At 50.1% G+C, this 12,125-nt stretch carries 12 protein-coding genes; 8 read left to right on the top strand and 4 right to left on the bottom strand.

Annotation, left to right across the window (positions count from 1 at the left end):
- The first annotated feature begins 17 nt into the window (after positions 1–17).
- The gene (locus ABID13_RS09220) at positions 18–1,358 is read left to right on the top strand and encodes an ABC transporter substrate-binding protein (RefSeq protein ID WP_048929130.1); all 1,341 of its coding nucleotides are present in this window, start codon (positions 18–20) and stop codon (positions 1,356–1,358) included.
- 158 nt (positions 1,359–1,516) lie between these two features.
- Here ABID13_RS09220 and ABID13_RS09215 read toward each other — a convergent pair whose 3' ends face one another.
- The 4 genes from ABID13_RS09215 to ABID13_RS09200 form a co-directional block, all read right to left on the bottom strand.
- The gene (locus ABID13_RS09215) at positions 1,517–2,062 is read right to left on the bottom strand and encodes an NADH peroxidase (protein WP_007862081.1); all 546 of its coding nucleotides are present in this window, start codon (positions 2,060–2,062) and stop codon (positions 1,517–1,519) included.
- Positions 2,063–2,187: 125 nt separating this feature from the next.
- Positions 2,188–2,604, bottom strand: a complete 417-nt coding sequence (locus ABID13_RS09210; protein WP_045091402.1) for a Fur family transcriptional regulator — start codon at positions 2,602–2,604, stop codon at positions 2,188–2,190.
- Between the two features lie 139 nt (positions 2,605–2,743).
- Positions 2,744–3,718 carry a LysR family transcriptional regulator gene (locus ABID13_RS09205; protein ID WP_007862079.1) on the bottom strand — a complete coding sequence of 325 codons (975 nt, stop codon included), beginning with the start codon at positions 3,716–3,718 and terminating at the stop codon, positions 2,744–2,746.
- Positions 3,715–4,554, bottom strand: coding sequence for a phosphatase (locus ABID13_RS09200; RefSeq protein WP_048929129.1), 840 nt, complete (start codon positions 4,552–4,554; stop codon positions 3,715–3,717). Before ABID13_RS09200 ends, ABID13_RS09205 begins: the two co-directional genes overlap by 4 nt.
- A 202-nt stretch (positions 4,555–4,756) precedes the next feature.
- Here ABID13_RS09200 and ABID13_RS09195 point away from each other — a divergent pair, with 202 nt between their 5' ends.
- Genes ABID13_RS09195 through ABID13_RS09165 form a run of 7 tightly spaced genes read left to right on the top strand, consistent with a single transcriptional unit; the run spans position 4,757 to position 12,050 of the window.
- On the top strand, positions 4,757–5,566 hold the full coding sequence (locus ABID13_RS09195) for a S1 RNA-binding domain-containing protein (protein ID WP_007862076.1): 810 nt from the start codon (positions 4,757–4,759) through the stop codon (positions 5,564–5,566).
- A gap of 26 nt (positions 5,567–5,592) precedes the next feature.
- Positions 5,593–6,273, top strand: a complete 681-nt coding sequence (locus tag ABID13_RS09190) for a GTP pyrophosphokinase (RefSeq protein WP_007862075.1) — start codon at positions 5,593–5,595, stop codon at positions 6,271–6,273.
- Entirely contained in the window at positions 6,270–8,072 is a 1,803-nt protein-coding gene (locus ABID13_RS09185) for a glycerophosphodiester phosphodiesterase (RefSeq protein ID WP_048929128.1), read from the top strand. Before ABID13_RS09190 ends, ABID13_RS09185 begins: the two co-directional genes overlap by 4 nt.
- A gap of 45 nt (positions 8,073–8,117) precedes the next feature.
- Entirely contained in the window at positions 8,118–8,570 is a 453-nt protein-coding gene (dtd, locus tag ABID13_RS09180; RefSeq protein WP_007862073.1) for a D-aminoacyl-tRNA deacylase, read from the top strand.
- Between the two features lie 32 nt (positions 8,571–8,602).
- Positions 8,603–9,019, top strand: a complete 417-nt coding sequence (locus tag ABID13_RS09175; RefSeq protein WP_048929127.1) for a DUF3783 domain-containing protein — start codon at positions 8,603–8,605, stop codon at positions 9,017–9,019.
- Positions 9,016–10,455, top strand: a complete 1,440-nt coding sequence (locus ABID13_RS09170) for a vWA domain-containing protein (protein ID WP_048929126.1) — start codon at positions 9,016–9,018, stop codon at positions 10,453–10,455. The genes ABID13_RS09175 and ABID13_RS09170 overlap by 4 nt, the downstream gene beginning before the upstream one ends.
- Positions 10,452–12,050 carry an ATP-binding protein gene (locus ABID13_RS09165; protein WP_048929125.1) on the top strand — a complete coding sequence of 533 codons (1,599 nt, stop codon included), beginning with the start codon at positions 10,452–10,454 and terminating at the stop codon, positions 12,048–12,050. The genes ABID13_RS09170 and ABID13_RS09165 overlap by 4 nt, the downstream gene beginning before the upstream one ends.
- Positions 12,051–12,125 lie beyond the last annotated feature (75 nt).

Genomic DNA, 12,125 nt, shown 5'->3' with positions numbered 1-12,125 from the left:
TGAAAGGAGAAGGATTAATGAAAAAAAGTATTGTTGGCATGTGGTTATCTTGTATGATGGCAATATCCATGGTGGCCTGCGGAGGGACAGAAACTCAAAGTGTTTCGCCAGGGGATGCAACCCAGGGCGCTGAGTCAGGGCAAAATGCTTCGGTAGCAGATGACGCAAAGACTATCTCATTGCTTGGATTTCTGAAGCCGGGAGGAGATTCACCAAGAGAACAAGGGGCGGGAGAAGTGCTGAAAACATTTACCGAGAAGACAGGGTATGGATTGACTACGGAAATTGTAGGCTGGGAGCAGGTTGAACCAAAGCTTCTTGTAGGAGTAGAGTCGGGAAATCCGCCAGATGTAACATTTGTTAGAATGCAGTCTTTGAGTGTAGAGGCAAATGCAGATGCTTTAATGCCTCTGGATGATTTCATAGAAAGAGACTTTGATGAGGCAACAAAAGAAGATTTTCTTCTATGGGATGAAATTGGTACTTATAACGGGAAAAAGTATGCGCTTCCTATGTCTATTATACCCTATGGCGTTTATGTGCGGGATGATCTGATGAAAGAAGCTGGCATTACAAAAGATCCGACTACTTGGGATGAGTTCCTTGTTGCAGCAGAAAAAATGAACAGCAGTGCAGCATCAGGGTTTATGTTTTGGGGGTCGGCAGCCCAGCCAGCAGCAGTGGATTATCTTCAGCCCATGGTTGAAAGTTTTGGGGGAAAGCTGCTGGACAATAATGGGAAGGCCGTATTTGACTCACCTGAAGCAATGAAGGCATTCTATCTGATTAAATCCATGGTATTTGAATATAAGGTAGTTCCTAGTAATGTGGCCAGTCTAAAATATGATGAAACATCTGATATGTTCACGGCCGGGCGTGCAGCTATGTATTGGGATGGCAGTCATCGGGCCTCCAAATATTTGGAAGGTATTGGAGAAGAATATTTGAGGTTAATGCCTTTGCCAAGCGAAACAGGAGAGGTTCCTGGACCATCTTATATCAGCTATTGGGCACTAGGAATACCTAAAAACAGTAAAAATCCGGAACTTGCGTGGGAATACATAAAAAATTTTGTAGAAACTTCCAGCCAGTCCACTTATGCGAAAGTATCTGGGGAGGTTCCTGTCCGTAAATCAGCTATGGAGGATGATTATTTTAAGACAGATCCCAATGGACAGCGGATAAAATGGTTTGTTGATTATGTAGACGCCAATGGTACGATAGGGGTTGCTCCTGTAGATTTCAGCAAACTTAGTGAAGTGCTGTCAATGGCGGTTCAGGAGATTATAACAGATAGTAATAGTGATGTAGAAACGATTGTGACAAAGGCGTGTGCTGATTATAACGCAGAGAAGTGATAGGATAATTCAAAAAACGCTTTCAAGTGAAAGCTGTATGTATAAGATTTACAGATAATATCCAGATGCAATAGGAATCTTCTGAAATACTGACAATTGGTATCAAACAGAACATAAAAATGCCGCCGGCCTATTAGGCCGGCGGCATGACGCTTTTATTAACCAAAGTATCTCTCTAACAGTCCTGCAAATGCCTTGCCGTGGCGTGCCTCATCCTTAGCCATCTCATGAACCGTGTCATGGATCGCATCCAGGTTCAGGGCCTTTGCTCTCTTAGCCAGGTCAAACTTACCTGCGGTAGCGCCGTTCTCAGCAGCTACTCTCATCTCCAGGTTCTTCTTAGTGGAGGAGGTAACAACCTCGCCTAACAGCTCCGCAAACTTGGCAGCGTGCTCCGCTTCCTCAAAAGCTGCCTTTTCCCAGTACAGGCCGATCTCAGGATATCCTTCCCTGTGAGCCACTCTGGACATGGCCAGATACATACCAACCTCAGAACATTCACCCTCGAAATTAGCTCTTAAATCCATCATGATGTCTTCAGGGGAACCCTGTGCAACACCAACCTCATGCTCACATGCCCATGCCATCTTGTCAGCTTCCTGCTCTTTGAACTTGGATGCAGGAACACCGCACTGTGGACATTTCTCAGGTGGATTCTCTCCCTCATAAACATAACCGCATACTGTACATACCCATTTCTTCATAATCAATATTCTCCTTTTCCTTTTCATTATTTAAGTTACGTTCCGGATGTCTGGCATCCGGAACAGGTTTGTTATTTTTGCTTGAATTGATAATAGTAATTGTTACTGATATTAATATAGATCATTTATGCCGGTTTGTCAATACCTTTATCAACTTTTTTTCCCAAACATTTTTTACACCGGCCGTAGAACAGCACATAGTGGCTGTCAATGATTCCCGGAGCGTTCTCCTGGGCTTCCTGATTCAGTTCCTCAAGGGCTCCTAAATCCATGTCATAGACCTGGTTGCATTCCGTACATACAAAATGATAATGCTGCCGGATATCACCATCAAAATGGTCAGCGCCGTCTCCGCAGGTCAGTTTCTTTATCTCTCCGGTTTCAACCAGCAGGTTCAGGTTGCGATAGACCGTCCCCAAGCTGATATTGGGAAATTCTTCACGGATGCTGGCGTATAGGGCGTCTGCCGTAGGATGGTCATGTCGGTTCATCAGACTGGCTTTGATGGATTCCCTCTGACGGCTATACTTTAAAGTTTTCATAGCATCTCCTTCTATAAGATGTAATAATGATAACAGTTACTATTTGTATTCTAGCAGATTCCATCTTATCTGTCAAGATTATGGAAGAAAAAACACCCTGAGCTTATGATATGTAGGCGCGGGGTGTTTCAGAATCGGTTTATTCTGCCGGACGGTCGGCCGGATAGGGAATGCGTTCCCGGGCAATGCGGATGAATTCCCTGGTCGCCCTGGACATGTACCGGCCCTTGTGGTAGCCGATGCCAAGTACGCCATGGGCTCTGGAATAGTTTAAGGAGTACAGGTTCAGATGACTGTTTTCCAGCATGGCATTGCGGTAGGAGCGGGAGGATTGGTCTGGATTCATGAACATTTTCGGGTAAAATGTGATCCCCATTCCTTTTGCGCACAGGGCCAGCACTGTTTCAATGTTTTCCGTTTCCAGTACCACCCTGGGGCTCATCTGTGCGTCCTCAAATATCTCATCGGAGATGGTGCGGATCCGGTTGCCCTTTTTTAACAAAACAAAGGGGCACCTTTCGAGCAGCGTGACATCCGCCGTGGAGGATAGGATCTGTTTGATCTCCTCCAGGCGGTTGGGATATATCTTTTTCAGCAGTTCGTCCGGTACCACCATGAGGATCTCCTCGCCGCAGATGGGGACGGTCTCCACATTCTCCACAGTAAAAGGCAGAAGGTCGATCATCAGGTCCACGTTGCCGTGGAGCAGATCCGATGCCAGCTGGCTGGAATTGCCCTCCACCAGCCGCAGCTCAATACCTGGAAATTGGGCCTGGTAGGTGGGGAGGATTTCCGGAAGGATGACCCTTCCCCTGGTGTGGGATACACCGATGGCAAGCTGTCCTGTTGAAAAATCCTTGATATCGGAGATCTCCTTATAAGTCTCATCACGAAGGTCCAGAAGCTCCCTGGCCCTGGCCTTTAAAGCCTGGCCCGCATAGGTAAGGGTGAGGGGGGAGGTGCGGTTAAACAGCACCACATCAAACTCCTTTTCCAGATTGGATATATGGTTGCTCAGGGACTGTTGGGAAATAAACAGCTTTTTAGCCGCCCTTGTAAAATTCAGTTCTTCCGCTGCCACCAGGAAATACTCCAGGTTCAGGAAATTGATCATTTGCCCGTGCCTCCCGCTGATGCTGTGTTTCCTGCTGATGCTGTGCCGCCTGCTGACGTTGTATTTCCTGCGTCCCTGCCCGCCTGACCGCACCTGGCATCATCCGGCTGCGCCAGAATGGAGGTGAGCCGGGGAATGTAGCCGGCCAGAAGGTCAAGGGAGGTGTTCACCACCAGCTCAGGAGGGAAGCTGACCTCCTCCAAAAGGGCGTGGGCAAAGGTGTGGTCTCCGGAATCCGCTTCGCAGTGGGCGTCGCTGTCCACAATGACCGGGGTTTTGTAGTATTTGCAGAGTTCCAGCATTTTCAGGTAATTCTCCCTTGCGCCCTGGCGGAAGCTCATGGGGTTCAGGGAACTGTTGTTAACCTCTAAAAGGGTTTTGTGTTCCCTGGCCGCGCTGACCAGGGTATCGTAATCAACCGGATAACGGCTGTCGTCCGGATGGCCTATGATGTGTATGGCAGGGTTCTTCATGACGCCCAGGTATGCGTTTGTATTCTGGGTCATGGTGCCGCTCTCTATACATGGGTGGTGAAGGCTGGCAATGGCATAGTCCAAATTCTGGAGCAGATCCTGTTCCAGATCAACCCCTCCTTCGTAATCCATAATGTTAAGTTCTATGCCCATCATCAGCTTCATGCCGTAAAGGGTCCTGGGGATGACTTTAAAATTGATAAAATGATAATAATGGCAGGTGCCGGGCATGGCCGGCGCGTGGTCTGAGCAGCCGAAGACGCGCATACCACGTTCCGAGGCTGATCTGGCCATCTCATAAAGGGAGTTATATGCATGGCCGCTGGCCGTTGTGTGTGTGTGCAGATCCAAAAGATCTATCATGGAATACAGGTCCTTTCTTACGTATATTTACCGCTGTCTGAATCATACCACATAATCTCTGTAGTGAAAAGAAACAAAATGAGAATAAAAATGTAAAATTTGGTATAATTTTTATAAGAAAACTATAGAAATATTAGGTGGGTTGTTGTTATAATGGAGAGGAATATATTTTGCTATAGATACAGAAGGTGAGGAGATTATTATGAGCGAAGAAATGAACAAGGAATTAGAAGGCCAGGTAACCGCCCAGGAGGTTGCCCCAGAGGAAGCAGCTGCGGAGAAAGTAACCGCTGAGGAACCCGTGGAGACCATGGAGGATTTTGCAGCTGAGCTGGAGGCTTCCTATCAGACCCTGAACAAGAGAAAGATCGAACTGGCAGAGGAAGAGAGCGGCGCGGGCGCAAAGTGGGCCCAGTTCCAGCAGATGATGGATGACAGGACAGTCGTGAAGGTGAAGATCTCCGAGGCGGTTAAGGGCGGTGTGGTTACAACCCTGGAGGAAGTGCGCGCATTTATCCCGGCTTCCCAGCTGTCCACAGAGTATGTGGAGAAACTGGAAGACTGGCAGGGGAAATATGTGGAGTGTATCATTATCACCGTAGACCCTGAGAAGAAGAGATTGGTGCTTTCCGGACGCGAAGTGGAGCGGGAGAAAAAGGAAGCTGAGAAAAAGGCGCGCATGGAGCAGTTTAAGGCAGGGGATGTGGTGGAAGGAACCGTGGACAGCATCAAGCCTTACGGAGCATTTGTAAAGCTGGCAGACGGTGTGGACGGACTTTTGCACATTTCCCAGATCAGTACGCAGAGGATCAAACACCCCGGCGCTGTGCTCACAGAGGGACAGACCGTTAAGGTGAAGATACTTAGCATGGAGAACGGAAAACTGAGCCTCAGCATGAGGGTTCTGTCAGAGCAGACTGCAGAGCGTGAAGAGCACGAGACATTTGACTACAAGGAGACCGGATCGGTATCCACAGGGTTGGGCGACCTGTTAAAGGGGCTGAAACTCTAAAGCGAACTAGATAAGGAGGGATAGGAATGTCCAATATCCCCAAAGCGGACGACCAGGTTGATCAGTGGCGTTCGGTCATGTTTTTGTATGATTCAGCATTAAAGAAGGTTAATACCAAGATCGAGATCCTGAATAATGAGTTTGTAAGCCGTTATGACTATAACCCCATTGAACACATCAAGTCCAGGCTGAAAACCGCTGACAGCATTGTGAAAAAACTGAAAAAGGACGGATATGAGGTTTCCATTGAGAATATGATGGAGCGCCTCAGCGACATTGCAGGCATACGCATTATCTGTTCCTTTACATCAGATATATATCAGATCGCAGAGATGATATCTTCCCAGGGGGATGTGACCGTCCTCCATGTCAAGGATTATATCAAGAATCCGAAACCCAACGGCTATAAGAGCTACCATATGGTGGTGACCGTCCCCGTGTATCTGACCGATGGCCCGGTGGAGACCAAGGTGGAGATACAGATACGCTCGGTGGCCATGGATTTCTGGGCCAGCCTGGAACACAAGATAGCCTACAAGTTTGAGGGGAATGCTCCTGAGAACCTGCTGAAGGAATTAAAGGCATGCGCTGATATGGTAGATATGCTGGATGCCAAGATGTTCTCATTGAATGAGGCCATCACGGCATTTGCAAAAGAGCAGCGTGAGGATCGGAATCAGGAAAAGACGGAAGAAGAATTTCAGTGAACAGATTGATCAGGGAGACAGATCAGGTTATTAAGTTGAACCTGCGCCAGCTGGTGGTTTTTGAAGTACTCTACCGGCTGGTTGCAGGTACATTCTATATCAGACTGGTTAACCAGCTTCTCAGGTTCTCTTTGCGCATGGCAGGGTACAGTTACCTTACCATGAGCAATATGGGGGCCTTTCTTTGGCGCCCTGTCACCATCATCTGCGGGGCATTGGCCCTGGCCGTGGGCATGGTGCTTCTGGTGATCGAGATCGGGGGCCTGATCACCGCTTATCAGGCGTCTGCCTATTCCAGGAAGATCGACTCCCTGGCCATACTGAGGGGGGCCCTGGGAAAGACATGGGATGAGTATAACAAGAGGGACTGGAAACTGCTGCCCCTGGCCCTGGCCGAGTATCTGACCATGAATTCATATCTGCTGATCCGTCTGCTTACAAGGATCAAACCCCTTAATTTTGTCATGTATGAGATCCTTCACGGCCCGGCCACCCGTCTGGGACTGGTCCTGGTTGTGGTTGGCCTGGTTCTGGTCGGGATTCCCACTATGCTGGTGTTCTTTACCTGCATGATTGAGCAAAAGGGCTTCCGGGACGGCTTCCGGCGCAGCCTGGAGCTTCTAAAGGGCAGATGGCCTGGGGCGGTGGTGCTTCTTTTGGCCCTGAACCTGCTGCTGATCCTGTTTTTGCTGGTTCTGCACTCCGTGATCGTGGTTGTGTCAGCTGTGGTGGTCAGCCTGTTTGTGGACGGTTATGCCGCCATGGCTGTGCTGGCTGCGGTGTGCAGCAGGCTGGAGATCGTGGTGCTGTTAATAGGAAGCCTCCTGGTATCTGTGGTGGATTTCGGCGCCCTGACCGTGGTGTATTACCAGTTTGAGATGAAAAATAATCACAGGCTCCCGTGGGATTTTTCTCTTCCCCGTCAGATGCATATTAAAAGAAAGTGGATGCTTACCATCACGGGGGCGCTGGCTGGGGCCAGTCTGTTTCTGATATTCGACATGGTGTATAACGGCTCCTCCCCTGACTGGTCCGTACTGGGCCAGACAGAGATAACCGCCCACAGGGGCAGTTCCAGGCGGGCGCCGGAGAATACCATGGCTGCCCTGGAAAAAGCCATGGATGAGATGGCGGATTACAGCGAGATCGATGTGCAGACTTCTGCGGACGGAGTGGTGGTGGTGTGCCATGACCTGAACCTGAAGCGGGTGGCGGGGGTGGACAGAAGGCTTGGGACCATGACTCTTTCCCAGCTGGAAGAACTGGATGTGGGAAGCCATTTTTCAAAGGAATATACAGGGGAGAAGATCCCTACCCTCAGGGAGGTGCTGGAAGCATGCAAGGGCCGTATGAAGCTGAACATTGAACTGAAAAGCATTGGGGACAGCACCGGCCTGCCGGAGCAGGTGGCTGCCATGGTCATGGAGTTTGACATGGAGGAACAATGCGTGATCACTTCGGTGAAGCCCTCCTACTTAAAGCGGGTGAAGGAATTTAATCCGGACCTGAGGACCGGTTATATCCTTGCGGCCGCCTATGGAAAATATTATGAAAGTGATGACTTTGATTTTATCAGTATCCGGTCCAGCTTTGTTAACCGCCGCCTGGTGGAGGCGGTCCATGAGGATGGCAAGGCGGTCCATGTGTGGACCGTGAACAGCAAGACGGAACTGGAGCAGATGAAGCTTCTTGGAGTGGACAACATCATAACGGATGACCCGGTGCGCGCCCGGGAAATCCTTTTCAGGGAGGAAGCCACGGAAACCGTGATGGAATACCTGAAAATGATGATCAGATAAAGGCGCAGGCAATGGACAATGGGAAATGATTAGGAGACAACGCATATGAGAGCAGTAGTACAGAGAGTGACCCATGCAAGCGTAACCGTGGACGGCGAATTGCTGGGGAGGATTGGAAAAGGATTCATGATCCTGCTGGGAGTGGCTGACGGGGACACCGTGCAGCTGGCGGAAAAAATGGCTGATAAGATCTGCCGTTTAAGAATATTTGAGGATGAAAATGGAAAAACTAACCTGTCACTTGCAGATGTGGAGGGAGAGCTGCTGATCATCAGCCAGTTCACCCTGTACGCGGACTGCCACAAGGGCAACCGTCCAAGCTTTACCAAAGCCGGTGCTCCTCAGATGGCGGAATCCCTGTACAAGCGGTTTATGGAGCGGTGCAGACAGTACGTAGACGTGGTGGAAAAGGGACAGTTTGGGGCGGACATGAAGGTGGAACTTTTAAATGACGGGCCCTTTACCCTAATGCTGGACAGTGATGATCTGTTCAAATAAAGGGACTCATATGATCAACGAGGTAAAATAGAATGGCGAAAACAACAGAGACAGTATTATATTATAACCCGGGCAGGCCGGAGACCATGAAGTATGTGGCCATGATGAAAAGCGTGCTGGTGAGAATGGGAATCAGGATCCGCAACATTGGCCCGGACCAGGTGATGGAAACCGTGGGATATCTGGCGGGAATGGAAGGATTCCAGCCCCGGGATACGGATGGCAGCGCAGACAAAAGCCTTCCTGAAATCCCGGTGGAAATGATGGTGCTGAAGCAGTTCTCAAACAGGCGTCTGGATGAACTGCTCATGAACCTGAGAAAAGCGGGAGTGCCTAAGATCGCGCTGAAGGCAGTGCTGACCGAGCACAACAGCGCCTGGACCTTTTATCATCTGTATGAGGAACTGAAGGAAGAACACGAAGCCATGGCGGCGGGAAATGGACAATGACAGATCCGACCAGACACAGGCAGCTGGAGGAACTGGACCAGGTTAATTTATGCACCAGAATCCTCTATCAGGCCAGGAATGAATTATATCTGAATATGAGGTTCCTGGATCTTTCCCTCAGCAGTCTGGGATTTGAGGCTGACTGGAACAGGAACGGGGTGGCCACGGACGGATGGCTTATCTATTATGGGCCGGAGTATCTTGCCGGTCTTTTTAAGAAGGGAAGAAACCGGGTGAACCGCGCATATCTGCACATGCTGTTCCATTGTCTGTTCTGCCATATGTATAACCGTAAGGACAGGGATAAGGAATACTGGGACTTGGCTTGTGACATCGCCATGGAGTCTGTAATTGACGGACTGTACCAGAAATGTGTCCATGTGCCGAAGAATCCCCTGCGCAGGGAGACCTATCTGCGCCTGGAAAAGGCGATGGCCCAGGATGACGGCAGGAGGGACCCGGGTGGTCCGGGGGAAGGCCGTACAGGCCGCGCAAACCGCCCGGTTCCCCTGACAGCGGAACGGATCTACCGGGCGCTTAAGAAAATGAACCTTCCGGAACGCCGCGTGAAGCTTCTGAAGTCTGAGTTTTTTGTGGACAGCCATGACCTGTGGGAGCAGGAGGATGACCCAAAACAGTCCAGGCCGCGGCAGAACCAGTGGGATGACAACCGGGAAAAGATGCAGACCCAGATGGAGACCGGTTCCAAGGAGGAATCAGAGGACAACCAGAGCCTGCTGGACCAGGTCCAGGTGGAGAACAGGGAGCGGTATGATTACAGCCAGTTTCTCCGAAAATTTGCGGTGATGAGGGAGGAAATGCAGGTGGATCCCGATTCCTTTGATTATGCGTTTTACACCTACGGACTGTCCCTGTACGGCAATATGCCGCTGATAGAGCCGCTGGAATCAAAGGAAGTCTACAGGATCCTGGACTTTGTGATCGTGATCGACACCTCCATGTCCTGTTCCGGAGATCTGGTCCGGCGGTTTTTGGAGGAAACCTATGATGTGCTGTCTGAAACCGAGAGCTATTTCCGGAAGGTCCATATCCATCTGATCCAGTGTGATGACAAGGTTCAGTCGGATGTGGTAATAACAGAGCCGGAGGAACTTAAGGATTACATGGAGCATTTTGAGATCAAAGGACTTGGAGGCACGGATTTCCGCCCGGCTTTTGAGTATGTGAACGGCCTTCGGGCCAGCAGGGAGATCGGAAACCTGCGGGGGCTGATCTATTTTACGGACGGTAAGGGAATCTATCCTGTACAGGCGCCGCCCTATGACACGGCATTTGTATTTATTGAAAACATGTTTTCCGATGAATCCGTTCCGGCCTGGGCCATGAAGGTGGTGCTGGAGGAGGAACAGATCATGGAGTATGGGAGTAAGCCCAAGGACACAGGAGAGCAGGATTTAGGAGACCATAATTTATGAACATTAAACGGGCAAAGGAAGAAATAAAAAACACCATAGAGGCGTATCTGTTAAAGGATGAGAATGGGGAATATGCCATTCCGTCCATCCGGCAGAGGCCGGTTCTGCTCATAGGTCCTCCCGGTGTGGGAAAGACCCAGATCATGGAGCAGATATCCAGGGAGTGCCGGATCGGGCTGGTGGCCTACACCATCACCCATCACACAAGACAGAGCGCTGTGGGACTCCCTTTTATAGAGAAGAAAATGTTTGGAGGCCGGGAGTACACGGTGACGGAGTACACCATGAGCGAGATCGTGGCATCCATTTACAATATGATAGAGGAAACAGGACTGAAGGAAGGTATTCTTTTCATTGATGAGATCAACTGTGTGTCCGAGACCCTGGCACCCACCATGCTGCAGTTTCTCCAGTGCAAGACCTTTGGCAGCCACCGGATTCCCGAGGGATGGATCATAGCAGCTGCCGGAAATCCGCCGGAGTACAATAAGTCGGTCCGGGAGTTTGATGTGGTGACCCTGGACCGTATTAAAAGGATCGATGTGGAGCCGGACCTTGGGGTGTGGAAGGAATACGCGTATAAGGAAAATATCCATCCGGCCATTATATCCTACCTGGGGATCAAGGGGCAGAATTTCTGCCATATAGAGACCACGGTGGATGGAAAGCTGTTTGCCACTCCCAGGGGCTGGGAGGATCTGTCCGAGCTGATCTTGGTCTATGAAAAGCTGGAAAAGAGGGCTGACAGGGATGTGATCGGTCAATACATCCAGCATCCCAGGATCGCAAAGGATTTTGCCAATTATCTGGAACTTTATTATAAATATCAGAACCAGTACCAGGTGGATCAGATCCTGGAGGGGATCATTAGGGAGGACTTGTGCGATAAGGTGGCAAGGGCTTCCTTTGATGAGCGCTTAAGTGTCACCGGACTGCTGCTGTCCAAGCTGGCGGATGGATTTAAGGGCATGTTTATGGAAAACCAGGTCATGGAACTTTTAATGGTCCAGCTGAAAGCTTTCCGGCAGGAACTGGAGCCGGGGGAAGAGCCGGGGGAAGAGCCGAGGGCAGAGATGCGGGCAGAGATGCGGGCAAAGCCGGGGGCAGAGGCGCGGATAGAGACACGAATAGAGGCGCGTACAGAGAAAAGGCCGGATGAGGTGTTAAGGCATCTCATAGATTCCATGGAAGCTGAACGGGTCCGGAAAAAGAAGAGCGGTCTTCTGGGAAGGCAGGAGGACCGCATAAACCGCAGGTGCATGACCGTTATGGAAGGACTTGTAAAGCAAATGCAGTCCGGGACCATTACGGGGAAGGATGAGGCATGGCAGTGGGTCAGGGGTGAGTTTATGTCCAGAAGCGATGCCTACGAGGAGCTTAAGAAAGAACTGGGGCTTAAGCTGGAGCACGCCTTTGATTTCATGGAGGCCGCATTTGGCAACGGCCAGGAGATGGTCATCTTTGTCACTGAACTGAATACCAGCCAGGCCTGTGTCTGGTTCCTGGAGCAGTATGAGTGTGAGCGGTACTACCAGTACAATAAGGAGCTTCTGTTTGATGAGCAGGAGCAGGCCATCCGCAAGCTGGTGGAATAGGGGATATTCCCCATGACTGAATTACAAAGAGATTCAAGAAAAAGGCGTATCTTCTTTTGCATGTCACATACAGAA

This window comes from Enterocloster citroniae (assembly GCF_040545455.1).
Taxonomy (GTDB): Bacteria; Bacillota; Clostridia; order Lachnospirales; family Lachnospiraceae; genus Enterocloster; species Enterocloster citroniae.
Note: the sequence above shows the minus strand (reverse complement) of the source record. Positions and strands in the feature narration are given on the sequence as shown.